Origin of the sequence: Cupriavidus sp. UGS-1 (genome assembly GCF_021213615.1) — a bacterium.
Lineage (GTDB): Bacteria > Pseudomonadota > Gammaproteobacteria > Burkholderiales > Burkholderiaceae > Cupriavidus.
Window position 1 is genome coordinate 265,890 of the sequence record NZ_JAJQJF010000002.1, and the last position, 17,432, is coordinate 283,321.

At 69.0% G+C, this 17,432-nt stretch carries 20 protein-coding genes and 1 tRNA gene; 11 read left to right on the forward strand and 10 right to left on the reverse strand.

Going from position 1 to position 17,432, the window contains the following annotated elements; all coding sequences use genetic code 11:
- Positions 1-104: 104 nt before the first annotated feature.
- Together LRR16_RS03780 and LRR16_RS03785 are read left to right on the forward strand one after the other, a co-directional pair.
- Positions 105-605, forward strand: coding sequence for a DUF3318 domain-containing protein (locus LRR16_RS03780; protein WP_232204838.1), 501 nt, complete (start codon positions 105-107; stop codon positions 603-605).
- 115 nt (positions 606-720) lie between these two features.
- The gene (locus LRR16_RS03785; protein WP_006578190.1) at positions 721-1,818 is read left to right on the forward strand and encodes an AI-2E family transporter; all 1,098 of its coding nucleotides are present in this window, start codon (positions 721-723) and stop codon (positions 1,816-1,818) included.
- Between the two features lie 89 nt (positions 1,819-1,907).
- Here LRR16_RS03785 and LRR16_RS03790 read toward each other — a convergent pair.
- From LRR16_RS03790 to ybgC, 10 genes are all read right to left on the reverse strand, one after another.
- Positions 1,908-1,983, reverse strand: a tRNA-Lys gene (locus tag LRR16_RS03790).
- Positions 1,984-2,089: 106 nt separating this feature from the next.
- Positions 2,090-3,202: a YeeE/YedE family protein gene (locus tag LRR16_RS03795; protein WP_064572823.1), complete on the reverse strand. Its 1,113-nt coding sequence runs from the start codon at positions 3,200-3,202 to the stop codon at positions 2,090-2,092.
- A 57-nt stretch (positions 3,203-3,259) separates the two neighbouring features.
- Complete coding sequence (queC, locus tag LRR16_RS03800; protein WP_232204839.1) at positions 3,260-3,949, reverse strand: 7-cyano-7-deazaguanine synthase QueC; 690 nt, start codon at positions 3,947-3,949, stop codon at positions 3,260-3,262.
- A gap of 166 nt (positions 3,950-4,115) precedes the next feature.
- The gene (gene ybgF / locus LRR16_RS03805) at positions 4,116-4,874 is read right to left on the reverse strand and encodes a tol-pal system protein YbgF (protein WP_006578188.1); all 759 of its coding nucleotides are present in this window, start codon (positions 4,872-4,874) and stop codon (positions 4,116-4,118) included.
- Positions 4,875-4,941: 67 nt separating this feature from the next.
- Positions 4,942-5,457 carry a peptidoglycan-associated lipoprotein Pal gene (pal, locus tag LRR16_RS03810; RefSeq protein WP_023264086.1) on the reverse strand — a complete coding sequence of 172 codons (516 nt, stop codon included), beginning with the start codon at positions 5,455-5,457 and terminating at the stop codon, positions 4,942-4,944.
- Positions 5,458-5,478: 21 nt separating this feature from the next.
- Positions 5,479-6,732: a Tol-Pal system beta propeller repeat protein TolB gene (tolB, locus tag LRR16_RS03815; protein ID WP_232204951.1), complete on the reverse strand. Its 1,254-nt coding sequence runs from the start codon at positions 6,730-6,732 to the stop codon at positions 5,479-5,481.
- 332 nt (positions 6,733-7,064) lie between these two features.
- Positions 7,065-8,057, reverse strand: a complete 993-nt coding sequence (tolA, locus tag LRR16_RS03820; RefSeq protein WP_232204952.1) for a cell envelope integrity protein TolA — start codon at positions 8,055-8,057, stop codon at positions 7,065-7,067.
- Positions 8,058-8,108: 51 nt separating this feature from the next.
- The gene (tolR, locus tag LRR16_RS03825; protein WP_006577785.1) at positions 8,109-8,546 is read right to left on the reverse strand and encodes a protein TolR; all 438 of its coding nucleotides are present in this window, start codon (positions 8,544-8,546) and stop codon (positions 8,109-8,111) included.
- 25 nt (positions 8,547-8,571) lie between these two features.
- Positions 8,572-9,255: a protein TolQ gene (gene tolQ / locus LRR16_RS03830; RefSeq protein ID WP_023264902.1), complete on the reverse strand. Its 684-nt coding sequence runs from the start codon at positions 9,253-9,255 to the stop codon at positions 8,572-8,574.
- Positions 9,252-9,656: a tol-pal system-associated acyl-CoA thioesterase gene (gene ybgC, locus LRR16_RS03835; protein ID WP_006577787.1), complete on the reverse strand. Its 405-nt coding sequence runs from the start codon at positions 9,654-9,656 to the stop codon at positions 9,252-9,254. The genes tolQ and ybgC overlap by 4 nt, the downstream gene beginning before the upstream one ends.
- A 503-nt stretch (positions 9,657-10,159) precedes the next feature.
- Between ybgC and glyA the strand changes: the two genes are divergently transcribed.
- The 9 genes from glyA (at position 10,160) to LRR16_RS03880 (ending at position 17,349) form a co-directional block, all read left to right on the forward strand.
- A complete protein-coding gene (gene glyA, locus LRR16_RS03840; RefSeq protein WP_006577788.1) occupies positions 10,160-11,407 on the forward strand; it encodes a serine hydroxymethyltransferase in 1,248 nt (415 codons plus the stop codon).
- Positions 11,408-11,479: 72 nt separating this feature from the next.
- Positions 11,480-11,944, forward strand: coding sequence for a transcriptional regulator NrdR (gene nrdR, locus LRR16_RS03845; protein WP_006577789.1), 465 nt, complete (start codon positions 11,480-11,482; stop codon positions 11,942-11,944).
- Between the two features lie 149 nt (positions 11,945-12,093).
- On the forward strand, positions 12,094-12,567 hold the full coding sequence (locus tag LRR16_RS03850) for a type II secretion system protein (protein WP_232204840.1): 474 nt from the start codon (positions 12,094-12,096) through the stop codon (positions 12,565-12,567).
- A gap of 74 nt (positions 12,568-12,641) precedes the next feature.
- A complete protein-coding gene (locus LRR16_RS03855; RefSeq protein ID WP_232204841.1) occupies positions 12,642-13,571 on the forward strand; it encodes a PilW family protein in 930 nt (309 codons plus the stop codon).
- Positions 13,565-14,302, forward strand: coding sequence for a pilus assembly protein (locus tag LRR16_RS03860; RefSeq protein ID WP_232204842.1), 738 nt, complete (start codon positions 13,565-13,567; stop codon positions 14,300-14,302). The genes LRR16_RS03855 and LRR16_RS03860 overlap by 7 nt, the downstream gene beginning before the upstream one ends.
- On the forward strand, positions 14,299-14,757 hold the full coding sequence (locus LRR16_RS03865) for a type IV pilin protein (RefSeq protein ID WP_006579650.1): 459 nt from the start codon (positions 14,299-14,301) through the stop codon (positions 14,755-14,757). The genes LRR16_RS03860 and LRR16_RS03865 overlap by 4 nt, the downstream gene beginning before the upstream one ends.
- Entirely contained in the window at positions 14,739-15,326 is a 588-nt protein-coding gene (locus LRR16_RS03870; RefSeq protein ID WP_232204843.1) for a GspH/FimT family pseudopilin, read from the forward strand. The genes LRR16_RS03865 and LRR16_RS03870 overlap by 19 nt, the downstream gene beginning before the upstream one ends.
- 167 nt (positions 15,327-15,493) lie before the next feature.
- The gene (gene ribD / locus LRR16_RS03875) at positions 15,494-16,612 is read left to right on the forward strand and encodes a bifunctional diaminohydroxyphosphoribosylaminopyrimidine deaminase/5-amino-6-(5-phosphoribosylamino)uracil reductase RibD (RefSeq protein WP_232204844.1); all 1,119 of its coding nucleotides are present in this window, start codon (positions 15,494-15,496) and stop codon (positions 16,610-16,612) included.
- Between the two features lie 98 nt (positions 16,613-16,710).
- Positions 16,711-17,349, forward strand: a complete 639-nt coding sequence (locus LRR16_RS03880) for a riboflavin synthase (protein WP_232204845.1) — start codon at positions 16,711-16,713, stop codon at positions 17,347-17,349.
- The last annotated feature ends 83 nt before the right edge of the window (positions 17,350-17,432 follow it).

Below are 17,432 nucleotides of genomic sequence, written 5' to 3' on the forward strand. Positions count from 1 at the left end.
CGGTCCCGACACCGGCCCCGACGCCAGCCGCCTCCGCGGAACCGTCGGCCGACGCTTACGCCGCGCCCTCGGCCGCGGCGCTGAACGAAGCCGGACTGCCGCCGATGCCGCCGACCGGCGTCGGCGCCCGGACCGCCCGATCCGAACCGCCGGCACGCCGGCGCACGGACCGCGAAGTGCGGCTGCCGCTGGCGGTGCGCAAGGAACTGCTGATCACGCGCGCGGCCCTCGAACGCTACGATTGCGCGCAATCGCTTGCCGACGTGCGCGCCAGCGTCCGCAACATCGGCCGCATCGGCGCCTGGCTGCCGCGCATGGCGCGGCCCCAATCGATGTGGAAGCTGCTCGGCATGGCCAAGGACTATCCGGTCATGAGCTCGGCACTGTCGCTGGCGTTGCCGCTGATGCGGCGCGTGCCGGTGCTGCGCTGGGGCTGGAAGCTGTCCAAGCTGGGCGCCGTTGCCGGCGCAGGCTACTGGGCCTGGCGGACCTGGCAGCAGGCGCGCGCGCAGACGCCCGAAGGCAATGTCCCGGCAGCCGGGACCGCCCGCGACGCCGCCGGCGCACGCGCCGATACCGGTTTTCACGATCCGCTGGTACGCTGAACCGTCGGGACCCGCCGCGGAACACCAGGCCAGCACTGGCATCCGGGCGGGCCGCGGGTTCGCCAGCGCATCGCTCATCCATCTCGTGTCCCTGACACTTCGACACTGAACCGCCATGCACCAGAAGGCCTTCTACATCCTGTTGGCCATCGTCACCATCGCCTTCTTCTGGGTGCTCCAGCCGTTTTTCGGCGCGGTATTCTGGGGCGTGATCCTGGCGATCATCTTCACCCCGCTGAACAATCTGCTGACGCGCAAGATGCGCGGCCATCCGAACCTCGCCGCGCTGATTACCCTGCTGCTATGCCTGCTGGTGGTGGTGCTGCCGATGTTCCTGGTCACCGCCTCGCTGCTCAATGAAACCACCGCGGTGGTGCACCAGATCCGTTCGGGCCATATCAATTTCACCGCCTATTTCGAACAGGCCGTGGCGGCACTGCCGTCGAGCCTGAACTCGGCGCTGACCCGGCTCGAACTGAACGACGTCGCCTCGATCCAGGAAAAACTGGCCACCGCGGCAGGCCAGATCAGCCAGTATCTGGCCACGCAGGCGCTCAGCATCGGCCAGAACACCTTCCAGTTCGTCATCAGCTTCGGCGTCATGCTGTATCTGCTGTTCTTCCTGCTGCGCGACGGCGCCAAGCTGACGCGCAGGATCCGGCTGGCGCTGCCGCTCAGCGACGAACACAAGCAGATGCTGCTGCTGAAGTTCACCGGCGTGATCCGCGCCACGATCAAGGGCAATATCGCCGTGGCCGCGCTGCAGGGCCTGCTCGGCGGCCTGCTGTTCGCGGTGCTGGGCATCCAGGGCGCGGTGCTGTGGGGCGTGGTGATGGCGGTGCTGTCGCTGCTGCCGGCGGTCGGCGCGGGGCTGATCTGGGGACCGGTGGCGATCTATTTCCTGCTGACCGGCGTGATCTGGAAGGGCATCACGGTGATCGCGTTCGGCGCGCTGGTGATCGGCGCGGTCGACAACGTGCTGCGCCCGATCCTGGTCGGCAAGGACACCAAGATGCCGGACTGGGTGATCCTGATCTCGACGCTGGGCGGCATGGCGCTGTTCGGCATCAACGGCTTCGTGATCGGCCCGCTGATCGCCGCGCTGTTCATCGCCAGTTGGGACCTGTTCGTGTCGATGCGCGAGACCGAGTCGAACACGACGACGACCAAGACGCCGACGCCGCCGACCCAGCCGCCGACGCCGGGCCGCTGAGGGCCGCGCCGAAGGGCACTTTCCCGCCAGTTTCCCGCCGCACCATGCAAAAAGGGCCTGTGACTTGCGTCACAGGCCCTTCGCAATACTGGTGGGTCGTGCAGGATTCGAACCTGCGACCAACGGATTAAAAGTCCGCTGCTCTACCGGCTGAGCTAACGACCCGAAAAAACCGAAGCCGCGATTATAGTCACTGCTGACTGATCATGTCAACGGCAATGCCCTTGGCAGGCTGAATTCGCGGCCGGCCCATGATGCCTGACCCTGCCGCTCAGACCATCCGCTCCAGCCGCCACATCTGATAGCGGAACGCCAGCACGGCGCCCAGCAGAATGCCGGCCAGCGCGATGAAGGAACCGATCGCCAGCGTCGACACGCCCGACAGGCCCTGCCCGATCGTGCAGCCCAGCGCGGTCACACCGCCCGCGCCCATCAGGATGCCGCCGACGATATGGTTGGCGACGTCCTCGGCGTTGCCGAAGCCTTCCCAGCGGAACGTGCGCGAGGCCAGCGCATAGGCCGCGGCGCCGGCGATCACGCCGATCACGCTGACGATGCCGACCGTCAGCACCTTGCTCTTGTCGCTGAACATCATCAGCCAGTCCAGCGTATAGGCATACGGCGCGACGAAGCTCAGGCTTTCCATCCGCCCGCTGTTGGTGGCGACGAATACCTCCTCCAGCGTATTCGGGTCCTCCGGCACGAAGCCGAGATGGCCCGACACGTACCACATCGCCACGATGATCAGGCCGACCGCGATGCCGCCGAGCAGGTTGTCGAAGGTGCGAAAACCCTTGCCGGCCAGCGCCCACAGCGACAGCACGCCGCCGAGCAGCAGGCCCAGCACCAGTTGCAGCGTGCCGCGCGACAGGCCGGTCTGCGCCAGCAGCGACGGCAGGTCCTGCGAGGTCGGCAGCTGCATCGCCACGGCGTCGACGGTATTGACGCGAATCACGCCGAACAGCCCGCGCAGCGTCATATAGGCCGACAGGCCCAGGAACACGAACACCACCAGCGACTTCAGGTTGCCGGCGCCGATCCGCACCAGCGTCTTGCTGCCGCAGCCCGACGCCAGCACCATGCCGAAGCCGAACAGCAGCCCGCCGACCAGCGCAGACAGCCAGGCCAGCTTGTCGGCCGCGTAGATGGTGCGCGCCGGATCGATCTGGCCGGACCACGCCAGCACGCCGGTGCCGATCATCGCAATACCGATCGCCAGCACCCACATGCGCATGCGGGTCCAGTCGCCCATGTTGACGATGTCGGAGACGGCGCCCATGGTGCAGAAATGCGTGCGCTGCAGGACCGCCCCGAACAGGAAGGTCAGGGCGAACGTGCAGACCAGAACGGTGCGCGTCAGCGCGGGGACGTCGATTTCAGGCATGGCGGATTGCCGGTGGCGGATCGATAGGAAGTGAGCGGCGCGGTGGCGTCGTTGCGGTCAGGATGCCGCGGCGTTCTGGTAGCGGGTCGGGTCAGGCACCCCGGCGGCCTCGAAGCCCGCGCGGCGGATCCGGCAGGAATCGCAGACGCCGCAGGCGCGGCCCTGCTCGTCCGCCTGGTAGCACGACACCGTCATGCCGTAGTCGACGCCGAGCCGGACACCGGCGTGGATGATCTCGGCCTTGGTCATGTCGATGATCGGCGCGTGGACGCGGATACGCTGGCCCTCGACGCCGGCCTTGGTGGCGAGATTCGCCAGCGCTTCGTAGGCCTGCACGTACTCCGGACGGCAATCGGGGTAGCCCGAATAGTCGACCGCATTGGCGCCGAAGAACAGGTCGCGGCCGCCAATCGCCTCGGCCCAGCCGAGCGCCAGCGACAGCATGATCGTGTTGCGCGCCGGCACATAGGTGATGGGGATGCCGCCGGCCGCGCCGTCGGTCGGCACCTCCAGCGTGTCGTCGGTCAGCGCCGAGCCGCCGAAGCGGCGCAGGTCGAGGTCGACGATCTCGTGCCGCCTGGCGCCGAGCGCCGCGGCGACGCGCCTGGCCGCCTCCAGCTCGGACGAATGCCGCTGGCCGTAGCGCATCGACAGCGCGTACGTTTCGAAGCCCTGGGCCTTGGCCATGGCGAGCACGGTGGCGGAGTCCAGGCCGCCGGAAAGCAGGACGATTGCGCGTGGGGTCATCTTTGGGGGCGTGTGCCGGGGTAGCGCGCGAAGGACCACCGGCCCTCGCAGTAAATCAGGTAACCCGTTATTTTAGCGCGACCACGAAAAAAGGCCCGCTCACGCGGGCCTTGGCACTTCGGACGCCGGCGTCGCCGCCCGGCAGTCGCGCTAAGTCGGGCGCGACCTACTTCAGCGTCTTCAGCCGGTTGCTGGCCGCCTGCGCGCCCTCGGTGCCGGGGTACTTGGCCACCACCTGCTCCAGCGTCTTGCGCGCCGCCGCCTTCTGGTTCGACTCCAGCTGGTTGTTGGCGATCGCGATCATCGCGTCGGGCACCTTGGGGTGCGTCGGGCTGGCCTGCACCATGTTCTGCAGCACCGTGATCGAGCCGCGGTAGTCGCGCTGGGCGTACAGCGAATTGCCGAGCCAGTACTGCGCCAGCGGCAGGTACGGGCTCTGTGGATACTTCTTGATGAAGGCCGAGAAGTTGGCGCCGGCGCCCTTGAAGTCCCCGGTCTGGAACTGCTTGAGCGCGGCGTCGTACTCGGTCTTCTCGCCCGGCTGGGCCAGGCCCTGCTGGCCTTCCACGGTGACCTGCTGCGGCTCGAACTTCTTGAGCCGCGCGTCCAGGTCCGCGTAGTAGTCCTTCTGCTGGCGCTGCAGATTGGCGACCTCGTTCTGCAGCACCTCGTTCTGGCCCCGCAGGCGCGCGACTTCCTGGCGCAGCCCTTCGAGCTGGTTCTGGATATCGATCTGGGCGCGGCTGTTCTGGTCGATCCGCTGCGAGGCAGTGGCCTGGAAGCCATTGAACTGCTCTCGCAGCGTGATGATGGCGCGACGCGCCTCGTCATCGTCGAAGACACCGGCCTGCGCCTGGGCGACCGGCAACAGGCCGGCACAAACTGCGGCGACTAGCCACGACAGAGTAGAGACGCGTGCTTTCATGGATCGACTTTCTTCAGCGCAGAATCAACGGATCGAAACGAACCCAGAGGGTATCAATGGACGCGCATCAATAGACGATATCGGCGCGGCGGTTCTCGGCCCACGACGCTTCGTCATGACCCAGCGCCTTGGGCTTTTCCTTGCCCAGGCTGACCGCTTCCATCTGGCTCTCGGGCACGCCCATCGTCGCCAGCGAACGGCGCACCGCCTCGGCACGCTTCTGGCCCAGCGCCAGGTTGTACTCGCTGGTGCCGCGCTCGTCGGTGTTGCCCTGGATCAGGATGCGGCGGCTGCGGTTACCCTGCAGGTACTTGGCGTGCTCGTTCAGCATGCCCTGGTATTCCGGCTTGACGCTGTAGCTGTCGAAGTCGAAGTAGACGCTGCGGCGGGCCAGCGGGCTGTTCGGGTCGTTCAGCGGATCGCGCGAAACGTCGACCGGCGCGACGGCGCGCGGGTCGGTGGTCGCGGCGCCGCCGGTACCGGCGCCGGCCTTGGCGGAGTCGTCGAGCTTGACGCCCGACGAGCAGGCGCCGAGGGTCAGCAGAACGGCGATGGCGAGAGACTTGGTCATCATGTTGGACATGGTAGGAGGCTCCTGTTTCTGTTATTGCATGAAGGGTCCCCAGGACGGCTCGCGAACCTCGCCGGACTGGAGCGACAAAACCTGCTTGGTACGTCCATCGGTCGACACCGCCGCCAGCACCGCGCGACCGCCGACGCGAGTGGCGTAGAGAATGTACTTGCCGTTGGCCGCGAAGCTGGGCGCCTCGTCGTTGGCCGTATCGGTCAGCGCGGTGACATCGCCGCTGCCCAGGTCCATCAGCTGCAGCTTGAAGCCGCCGCCGCGGCTAATGTACGCCAGTTGCTTGCCGTCCGGCGAAACCCGCGGGCTGACGTTGTAGTTGCCCTTGAAGGTCACGCGCTGCGCCGCGCCAGACTCCTCGCCGGCGGCCGGCATGCGGTAGATCTGCGGCGCGCCGCCGCGGTCGCTGGTGAAGTAGATATGGCGGCCGTCCGGCGAATACTGCGGCTCGGTATCGATCGCGCTGCTGCGGCTCAGGCGGCGCAGCCCCGAACCGTCGGCGTTGACCTGATAGATCTGCGTATTGCCGTCGCGCGACAGCGCCAGCGCCAGATGGCGGCCATCCGGCGACCATGCCGGGGCGCTGTTGTTGCCCTTCTGGTTCGACACCAGCGTGCGGCGGCCCGTGGCGAGGTCATGGACATAGACGACCGGCTTCTTCGCCTCGAACGAGACGTAGGCCACCTTGGCGCCGTCCGGCGACCACGACGGCGAGATGATCGGCTCGTTGCTGGTCAGCGCGACGCGCGAATTCTGGCCGTCGGAGTCCGAGATCAGCAGCTGGAAGCGGTTGCCGACGCGCGAGACGTAGGACAGCCGGGTCGCGAACACGCCGCGCTCGCCGAGCAGCTTCTCGTAGATATAGTCGGCAATCTTGTGCGCGGTCACGCGCAGCTGGTCCTGGCCGACGGTAAAGGCCAGGCCGCCCAGGCTGGCGCCCTTGACGGTGTCGTACAGGCGGAAGCGCACCTCGTAGCGGCCGCCGCCGGCGGGGGTCACGCTGCCGGCCACGAAGGCGTCGGCACCGCGGGTCTTCCAGCCGGCCAGGTCGACGTTGGCGGTCTCGGGCACGGTGGCGCCGGCCACGTCCACGTTGCGGAAGCGGCCGCTGCGCTGCAGGTCGGCGCGGATGATCGCCGTCAGATTGGTCGGCGCCGCGCCTTCATTCTGGAAATTGGCAACGGCAATCGGGTACTGGCTGGAGCCGACGCCGGAGATCTCGACGTTCAACTGGGCGTGGGCCGTACCCATCGTCAGCACCATGGCCAGCGCCATGGTGATCCAGGCCAGTACGGCCGAACGGCCGGTGCGCCGGCTGGCGAGGGTGGCCAGGGTGCGTTGGCGGGCGTCGGCCGCCCGATAGGCGAAGCCCCCATGGGCCGGATGGGCCAAATGAGCCAAAAGCGGGGCCCAAAGCGGGGTCAATAGCGATCGCATGCTGCTCCTCTATCTATAACGAGATCGTCAATCGATGCATCGGACGCGTCGGCAACGGCGCGCGGAGCGAGGCGCCGCCGGGCCGCGCCAGGCAACCGCCGATGGTAGCCAGCCGCCCGGCGGCCAGCGATCCCGGTTGCACTATGTTGCAAATCATACGCTTGCCTGCGTCAGTCCTTGGGCCGGAAAGTGATCGTAAAGCTGGACGGCGCCTTGCCGTTGTCGTCGCGCGGCAGCGGGTCGGAGCGCTCGACCGCGCGCAGCACGGCGTTGTCCCAGGCCGAATTGCCGCTGGACTTCGACAGGCGGGCCGACAGCAGCGAGCCGTCCGGCGCCAGCGACACCGACACCACCGCGGTCGGATTGCCCTGCACGTCCTCGGTGAAGACGATGTTCGGCTTGACCCGGCGGCGCACCTTGTCGGCGTAGCCCGGCGAGGCGCGGCCGCCCGAACCGGCGTTGTCCGAGGTGCCGCCGCCCGAGCCGCTGCCGCCGGCCAGTGCCTTCAGGCGGGCCAGCTCGGCCTGGCGCTGGGCGTTGGCGGCGGCCTCGCGCTTGGCCTTCGCGTCCGCATCGGCCTTGGCCTTGGCCTTCGCCTCGGCGTCCGCCTTGGCTTTCTTCGCCTGCTCTTCCTTGCGCTCGGCCTGTTCCTTGCGCTTCTGCTCCTCGGCGCGCTGCTGGTCTTCCTTGCGCTGGGCCTCTTTCCGCTGCTCTTCCTTGCGCTGCTCTTCCTTGCGCAGGGCTTCCTTGCGTTGTTCTTCCTTGCGCTGCGCCTCGCGGCGCTCGGCGGCCTCGCGTTCCTCGCGCTCCTGGCGGGCCTTCAGCTCGGCCTGCTTGCGCGCGGCCTCGCGCGCCTCGGCCTCGCGGCGCTTCTGGCGCTCCAGCGCGATGTCGGCGTCTTCCTCGGGCTTGGGCTGCGCCACCGGCGCCGGCGGCGCCGGGGTTGGCTGGGGCTGCGGCCGCGGGGTCGGCTCGGGAGCCGGGGTATCGGGGACTTCCTCCCACAGCTCGGCTTCGACGCCGGCCGGGGTGCTGATCTGCCAGTTGACACCGTAGTACAGCACGATGCCCAGCAGCAGATGCATGAAGAGCGCCAGCAGGAAGGAGCGCAGCGTGCCGCGTTCCTTGACCGGCTGATACGGGTAGGAGTCGGCGGTCTTCATCGGAAAGGCTACCGGCAGGGTTCCGGGCGACATCCGGTCGTCATCCAGCGGTTACTTGGACTTGACCATCAGGCCGACGCGCTTGACGCCATCGGCCTTCAGTTCGGACATCACGTCGAGCACCGCCTCGTACTTGACCGCGCGGGCGGCGGCAATCACCACCGGCTGGTCCGGGTTCTCGTTCTGGCGCTGGTGCACGAAGTCCAGCAGGCCCTTGGTGTCGAGCTTGCGCTCGAACGATCCGCCCTCGGGATTCTTGCCGCGCGCGGTCAGCGTGCCGTCCTCGTGCACGGTGACGACGATCGGCGGGGTCTTCTGCTGCGGCGTGGCGTCGGCCACGGTCGGCAGGTCCACCACGGCGGGGCTGACGATCGGCGCCGCCACCATGAAGATGACGAGCAGAACCAGCATCACGTCGATATACGGCACGACGTTGATGTCGGCGCTGGCCCGGCGGCGCGAGCCGCCGCGGCGCTGAATGGCTGCCATGCTGCGCTTCTCCTTGGCCTGGCCTTCAGCGGGTCTGCCGCTGCAGGATGTTGAGGAATTCTTCCATGAAGCTCTCGAAGCGGATCGCCAGCCGGTCGATCTCGGTCGCGTAGCGGTTGTACGCGATCACGGCGGGAATCGCCGCGAACAGGCCGATCGCGGTGGCCACCAGCGCTTCGGCGATGCCCGGCGCGACCGAGGCCAGCGTGGCCTGCTGGACGTTGGACAGGCCGCGGAACGCGTTCATGATCCCCCAGACGGTGCCGAACAGGCCGATGTACGGGCTGACCGAGCCGACCGAGGCCAGGAACGGCAGGTGGGACTCGAGCACGTCCATCTCGCGCTGGTAGGCCGCGCGCATCGCGCGGCGGGCCGCGTCGAGCAGCGCGCCGGCGTCGTTGCTGCGCTCGCGCGCCTTCAGGTATTCGCCCATGCCCGACTCGAAGATCCGCTCGAGCGCGCCGGTGCTGTGCCGGTTGTTGGCCGCGCTGTGATACAGCGCCTGCAGGTCGCCGCCCGCCCAGAAATCGCGCTCGAAGCCTTCGGTCTGGGTGCGCGCGGCGCGCAGCGCCATGTGCTTGCGGAAAATATAGGTCCAGGAGAACAAGGACATGACGACCAGCAAGGCCATCACGGCCTGCGCCAGGAAGCTGGCGTGCATCACCAGCGTAAGGATCGACATGTCTTGCGTGACGGTCACGGGATTCATCGAGCGGTCTTGATGGTTGCGAGGACTGGTGCGGGAATCGGGGCCGGGCGGAAGCTGTTGCGGTCCACGCATCCCACCCGGATCGTGCCCGCGGCCAGCATCAGCGGCCCGCGCCACGCTTCCTGGGCGAATTGGACCGAGGCGGGCCCGACCCGTTCAATACGGGTGCGGATCTCCAGCAGATCGTCCAGCCGGGCGGGCGCATTGTATTCCACCGCCGTGCTGCGCACGACAAAGACCACGCCGGATTCGTCGGCGAGGGCCTGCTGCTCGATACCCAGCGAGCGCAGCCATTCGGTGCGCGCGCGTTCGAAAAACTTGAGGTAGTTGGCGTAGAACACCACCCCGCCGGCGTCGGTGTCTTCCCAGTAGACGCGCAGGGGCCATACGAAATTCGTCATGGCCGCGATTGTAACGGACGCGGGCGCGGCTCCGGTGTCACACGGCGTCCGACAACGCAACGCCGGGACCGTCCTACAGACGAACGGCCGCTGCCTGCCCGCCGGCGCCTTGACCCAGGCGGTCCGGCCGGCTTGCGGCGAGCCGGGGCCTCGCGTAAACTCCGGCCAACCATTCCACCTTGCGCGACTGGCGAAGTCAGTGGGTACTACCACGAGGAAGCGCAAGATCTCTGGCGCCACGCCACCGGAAGCGGTCCGATGCCAGGGCGCGATGCCCGGCCCCGGTCCCTTGCGATAGCCGCCGCGCCTGCCGCTCGCCTGGGCCAGCGAATGGGAAGCAGGGTGCGCCCTGCGCCGCCAGCTCCGGGCCCCGCGCCCAGGCCGGCGACGCGGTTCGCATGCGTCTTCCCCGCGCGCCCTACCGTCGTTCCGTTCCCGTATCCTTCGGTCATCCGCCGTCATTGCACGGTTTTCACCGATCCTTCTACAGACGAGTTTTCGCCATGTTCGAACGCAGCCGCTACACGATCGACCAGATCGATCCCGAACTCTGGTCCGCCATCCAGCAGGAAAATCAGCGCCAGGAAGACCATATCGAGCTGATCGCTTCCGAAAACTACACTTCGCCGGCCGTGATGGCCGCGCAGGGCTCGCAGCTGACCAACAAGTACGCCGAGGGCTATCCCGGCAAGCGTTACTACGGCGGCTGCGAATATGTCGACGTCGTCGAGCAGCTGGCGATCGACCGCGTCAAGCAGCTGTTCGGCGCCGAGGCCGCCAACGTGCAGCCGAACTCCGGCTCGCAGGCCAACCAGGGTGTGTTCTTCGCCGTTCTGAAGCCGGGCGACACCATCATGGGCATGAGCCTGGCCGAAGGCGGCCACCTGACCCACGGCATGGCGCTGAACATGAGCGGCAAGTGGTTCAACGTGGTCAGCTACGGCCTGAACGCCGACGAGGACATCGACTACGGCGCGCTGGAAAAGCTGGCCCAGGAAAAGAAGCCGAAGCTGATCATCGCCGGCGCGTCGGCCTTCTCGCTGCGCATCGACTTCGAGCGCATCGCCGCGGTGGCCAAGTCGGTCGGCGCCTATTTCATGGTCGACATGGCGCACTACGCGGGCCTGATCGCCGCGGGCGTCTACCCGAACCCGGTGCCGCACGCGGACTTCGTCACCACCACCACGCACAAGAGCCTGCGCGGCCCGCGCGGCGGCGTGATCCTGATGAAGGCCGAGCATGAGAAGGCCATCAACTCGGCGATCTTCCCCGGCATCCAGGGCGGCCCGCTGATGCATGTGATCGCCGGCAAGGCGGTCGCGTTCAAGGAAGCGCTGTCGCCGGAGTTCAAGGCCTATCAGCAGCAGGTCGTCAAGAACGCCCAGGCGCTGGCCGACACGCTGATCGCGCGCGGCCTGCGCATCGTCTCGGGACGCACCGAGAGCCACGTGATGCTGGTCGACCTGCGCGCCAAGCAGATCACCGGCAAGGAAGCCGAGAAGATCCTCGGCGACGCGCACATCACGGTCAACAAGAACGCGATCCCCAACGATCCGGAAAAGCCGTTCGTGACCTCGGGCATCCGCCTGGGCTCGCCGGCGATGACCACGCGCGGCTTCAAGGAAGAGGAAGCGCGCCAGGTCGCCAATCTGATCGCCGACGTGCTGGACAACCCGCACGACGCCGCCAACATCGCGCGCGTGCGCGAGCAGGTCGCGGCGCTGACCAAGCGCTTCCCGGTCTACGGCTGATCGGCCGTCGCCGCGCGCCGCCGCCTTGCCGGGCGGCGCGCGGCCGCTCAACCTCCGCCTCCAGGTGGTCCGATGAAATGTCCCTTCTGCGGTCACTCCAATACCCAGGTACTCGACACCCGCATGTCCGAGGAAGGCGATACCGTGCGCCGGCGCCGCCGTTGCGAGGCCTGCGACCGGCGCTTCACCACCTATGAGCGGATCGAGCTGTTCTTCCCGGCCATCGTCAAGAAGAACGGCAGCCGCGTCGATTACGCACGCAGCAAGCTGAAGGACTCGATGCGGCTGGCCCTGCGCAAGCGGCCGGTATCGGCCGAGGCCATCGACGAGGCGATCGCGCGCATCGAGGAAAAGCTGCTGGCGCTGGGACAGAAGGAAATTCCCAGCAGCCAGGTCGGCGAACTGGTGATGCGCGAGCTGCGCAAGCTCGACAAGATCGCCTATATCCGATTCGCTTCGGTCTATCGCAGCTTCGAGGACGTGTCCGAGTTCTCCGACGTGCTGGCCGAAGTCAGCACGCCCAACGGCAAGCGCTGAGGCGCTGCATGACGGGCAGCGGCGCCTTGCTGGTTGCCGTTGCGGCCTGCGCTGTTGCAAACCTTGTCGAATCCTCCACGATTCGACACCGGATCCCCGCCCGCTGACGATTAATCTGGTCCCCGCTTGTCACGCACAGGACCAGAGCGATGGTTGCGATCCCTTCGGCGGCTTCCCCTTCCGTTCTCTACCGTTCCAACCGCGGGCGCGTGCCCCACCGCGGCTACCTGCTGCTCGAATCGCTGGTCGCGCTGGCCGTGCTCGGCATCGGCCTGCTGCCGCTGGCCCGGCTCGGCCCGACCGCGCTGCAATGGTGGCGTGATCCCTTGCTGATCGGCCAAGCCCTGCGGCTCGCCGCCGAGGGCGCGGAACTGGCCGGGCTGGCGGGGCCGGATGCCGTGCCCGATCCCGCCAGGCTGCCCGCCGTCGCGCATGCCGACGGCCTGCCGCGGCCACGCTGGTGCGCGTCGGTGCCGACCGACGCGGCGCAGTCGCACTGTCCGGCCGGCCAGCGCGTCGTGGTGGTCGGCCCCCTGCCTTCGTCGCCCAGCCCGCGCGGCGAAACCGGTGTCGCCCATCCCCGGACCGCGTTGCGCGCGATCGCGCTGCGGTTGCGGCCATGATCGCGATCGTGCCTGGCCCGCGCCGGGCCGCATCGGCCTCGACCCAAGTCACGGCGATGCCACGGCCCGCGCGTATGCCCGCCGGATCGTCGCTGGTCGACGCGATGGTCGGCCTGCTGCTCGGCACGCTGGCGACCAGCGCTGCGGCGATGGCGTTCCTGACCGTGCGTTCCGCCTACGCAATCGCCGCCGAGCAGCGCGAGCTCGAACAGCGCGGCGCCGCCCTGCTCGACGCGATTGCCGCGCTGCTGCGCCATGCGGGCTGGCACCCGGACCCGACCACTGCCCTGCCTGCGCCGCTGAGCGGCCGCGACGACTGCGGCCAACCGAGGCTCGGCGGCACGCTCGCTTGCGACAAACCCGGCGTCGCCGGCAGCGATGCGTTGCTGATCCGCTTCGGCGGCAATCATCCGGCCGGCGATCCGGCGCTGCCGGACCGCTATCTGACCGACTGCAGCGGATATCCCGTCCCCATCGCGGCCGTCCCTGCGGAAACCAGGCCGGCATCGTCGCCGCGAACGGCCGACTATCTGACCGCTAATCTGCTTTACGTCGCCGACGCCCCCGACGGCGAGCCGCAGTTGCTGTGCCGCTACCCGGGGCGCGGCGATGGAGGCAGCGGTGGCGGCAGCGCTGGCAGGACCTGGAGCACTGGGGCGCTGGCCCGCGGCGTCGAGACCCTGCAGCTGCGCTATGGCATCGACCGCGATAGCGATGGCCGCGTCGACGCCTTCCTGCGCGCGAGCGAGCTTGCGGCGGCCGGACCCGGTGCGTGGTGCAGCGTGTTGGCCGTGCAGATCGCGCTGGTGCTGCGCACCGGGGTCGGCACCACCGCCGCGCTGCCGCCGCCGCTACCGCTGCCACTGTTGCCGGCGCGCATGGCCGGCGAGCAGGGCGACGATATCGTGTTCCGGCCGCGCTCGCGCCCCAACGCTTCGCGGCGGGTCTTTGCCACCACGGTATGGCTTCGCAATGCGCCGTTCCGCGCGGGGCCGCCATGTTGAAAGCCAACGACGAGGCGATGTCTCGGCAAGCGCAACGCGGCGCCATCACGCTGATTTCCGTGGTGGTGATGTCGACGCTGACGATGGCCCTGGCGGGCGCGCTGTTCGTGCTGCTGCTGGCAGGACATCAGGCGATCGGCCAGCGGCTCGAACGCGAGATTGCGTTCCGCGCCGCCGAGCTTGCGCTGATCGACGGCGAGCGCAATCTGCGCGACATCACGAAGGTAATGGCGGACGCCGCCGCCAGCGCGGCATCGGCCCAGCCTGACCATCGCTTCGCAACATGGCCTGCGCCCGGTCGTTGCGGCACGCAGGCACAGCGCGGCCTGTGCAGCGCCGCCGTGGGCCAGCCGCCACCGTGGCGAGCCTGGATGGGAGTGGGCCTGCCTGCCGACGACATCGGCATCCCGATCGGAACGGAGAGCGGCGCGACGCTGCCCGTCATCCCTGCGGAGATGGCCGGCGCGACCACGGTGCCGCGCTATCTGATCGAACGCCTGCCGCAGAAAGACACCGGCGCATCGGACACCGGCGCATCGGCGCCCGCCGGCGTGCCCGCGCGGCGCTACCGGATCACCGCACTCGGCCAGGGCCGCGATCCGGCCGCCCGCGTGGTGCTGCAAACCGAATGGATCGATCCGTCTCCACGCGACGGAGCCGCAGGTCAGCCGGGACGCGCCGGAATCCGACGCCTCGGCTGGCGCGAACTCGTGCCGCCATATCCGCCATGACGGTACCCCGCCCCGCCGCCTTCACGCTGATCGAGCTGCTCGTCGCGGTCACCATCGCCGCCATCGTCGCCGGCATCGCAGCCGCCAGCTGGCATCGGCACCTGCAGCGCAGCTGGCGCGCGCAGGCGCGCACGGCGCTGATCGCGGCGATGCTCGAGCTGCAGCGCCACGCGATGACGCGCGGCAGCTTCGCCGACGACAGCGGGCACCGTCCCGCCGGAAGCTGGCCACAGTGGGTACCGGCACCGCCGGCACGCCCGCAATACCGTCTGGCGGCGTTGGCCTGCATCGATGCCAGCCCGCGCGATGCCGACCTCGACCGTTGCATCGAACTGCATGCCGTGCCGCAATGGCCCGACCCCGACTGCGGCACGCTGATCCTGCGCAGCACCGGTGAGTGGCTGATGAATCCGCCTGGCACGGGGCGCCCGGTACCATGGCCCGAAGGGTGCTGAGCGCGCGCCGCGGCGATTGCTGGTGGGCCTGCCAGGACAATACGGGGACCACGCTGATCGAATCGCTGGCCGCGCTGGCGATGACGGCACTGCTGGCCGCCGCCGGCTACCCGTCGTATCGCGATGCGCTGGAGCGCCAGCAGGTCCGGGTGGCCGCCGACCTGCTGGCGGCCTCGATCGAGACGGCGCGCGCGTTCGCGCTGGCCAGGCGCGGCACCGTCCTGCTGGCGCCGCGTGCAGGCATCGCCGACTTCTCGCGCGGCTGGCGTATCGTGGCGGCGGAAGCAAACGACGCCGATGAGACCGGCGAGGCCCCGACGCTGTCGGTGGTGACCCTCGGCGCCGCCTGCCTGCGCGTCGCGCTGCGCGCCACCGACGGCAGCCCCGCGCTGCGGCTGGCGCCTGTGGGATACTCTCGGTCGGAACGTGGCGGCTTCTACGCGGCCACCTTTACCCTGCGCTGCGGCGATGCGCAGCGTCAGGTCAGGCTCGGCGCGCTGGGCCGCTTGCGCATCTGTACGCCCGGGCAGGACGCCGACTGCGACAGCCGGACCGACGCCGGGCCCTGAGCCACGCCGGCCCGGAAGCGCGGCCCGGCATGCCGGATCCGACCACGCCAGCCAAGTGCGCCAGACCAATACGCCCGACCGATACGCCCAACCGATACGCCCGACCGATACGCCACCCATCACGCCAGTCAGGCCCGTCAAGACAACCGGCAGGAAACCGCCCACTCATGTTCTCCGAAACCGATCACGCCGCCATGCAGCAGGCCCTCGCGCTCGCCGCGCGCGGCATGTTCATCACCACGCCGAATCCGCGCGTGGGCTGTGTGCTGACCAAAGGCGGCAAGGTGATCGGCGAAGGCTATACGCAGCCCGCGGGACAGGACCATGCGGAGATCCAGGCGCTGAAGAACGCCGCGGCGCGCGGCTTCGACCCCGCCGGCGCGACCGCCTACGTCACGCTGGAGCCGTGCAGCCATTTCGGCCGCACGCCGCCGTGCGCCGATGCGCTGGTGCGCGCCGGCGTCAAGCGCGTGGTCGCGGCGATGGAAGATCCGAATCCCACGGTGTCGGGACGCGGCCTGCAGCGGCTGCGCGATGCCGGCATCGACGTGCGCTGCGGCCTGCTGGAGAAGGAGGCGCGCGATCTGAACATCGGCTTCGTCTCGCGGATGACCCGCGGCCTGCCGTGGGTCCGCGTCAAGGTCGCGGCCTCGCTCGATGGCGGCACCGCGCTGCACGACGGCACCAGCCAGTGGATCACCGGCCAGGCCGCGCGCGACGACGGCCATGCCTGGCGTGCCCGCGCCTGCGCGATCCTGACCGGCATCGGCACCGTGCGCGACGACGACCCGCAGCTGACCGTGCGTGCCATCGACACGCCCCGCCAGCCGCAGCGCGTGCTGATCGACTCGCGCCTCGAGGTGCCGCTGGACGCCCGCATGCTGACGCCGGACACCGGCGAGTTCGCCAAGCCCGTGCTGGTGTTCTGCGCGATCGATGACCACGCGCGCCGCACGGCGCTGGAGGCGCGCGGCGCCGAAGTGGTGGTACTGCCCAACGCGCACGGCAAGGTCGAGCTGCGCCGCATGCTCGAGGAACTGGGCCGGCGCGGCATCAACGAGCTGCATGTCGAAGCCGGCTTCAAGCTGAACGGGTCGCTGATCCGCGAGGGCTGCGCCGACGAACTGCTGGTCTATCTGGCGCCCCGGCTGCTCGGCGACGCCCAGGGCATGTTCAACCTGCCGCCACTGGCCCGGCTGCAGGATGCCCCGGCCTTCCGCTGGCACGACGTGCGGCAGATCGGCGACGACCTGCGGCTGATCGCGCGCCGCCATCCGGCGGGCTGAGCGGCACGTCTTTCTTCGGGCTGCTAGCATGCCGCTTTCGCTTTCCCCCTTTTCGCTTTCCCCCTTTCGCTATCCCTTCTATTCCTGCTGACCAGACCATGTTTACTGGCATTGTGGCGGCCGTCGGCCGCATCGACTCCGTGACGCCGCTGGGCGACCAGAACTCCGACGACGCCGGCGTCCGCCTGCGGATCGACGCCGGCGGGCTCGACCTGTCCGACGTGCAGATCGGCGACAGCATCGCCATCCAGGGCGCCTGCATGACCGTGGTGGCGCTGCAGCCCGGCCGCTTCGACGTCGACGTCTCGCGCGAGTCGCTGGACAAGACCACCGGCCTCGCGCAGCCGGGCCGCGTCAATCTGGAAAAGGCGCTGCGACTGGCCGACCGGCTCGGCGGCCACCTGGTGTCCGGCCATGTCGACGGGCTCGGCGAGGTCACCCATTTCGCGCCGGTCGGCGAATCGCACGAGCTGCGCGTCCGGGCGCCGCGCGAGCTGGCGCGCTATCTGGCCTACAAGGGCTCGGTGGTGGTCAACGGCGTCTCGCTGACGGTCAACGGCGTGGTCGACCAGCCCGACGGCTGCGAATTCTCGATCAACCTGATCCCCCATACGATCGAGGTGACCACGCTGCAGGACCTGCGTCCCGGCGCCAGCGTCAATCTGGAGATCGACCTGATCGCCCGCTATGTGGAGCGGATGCTGAGCGCCGACGGCAAGGCGGGCCAACCCCTCTGAGGGCCACGCGGGCCGGCCCGGCTCCCGTGCTCGGGCGCGCCGCCGGGCCCCTTTCCCCCGGCTCACATCGCGTACAATGCCGG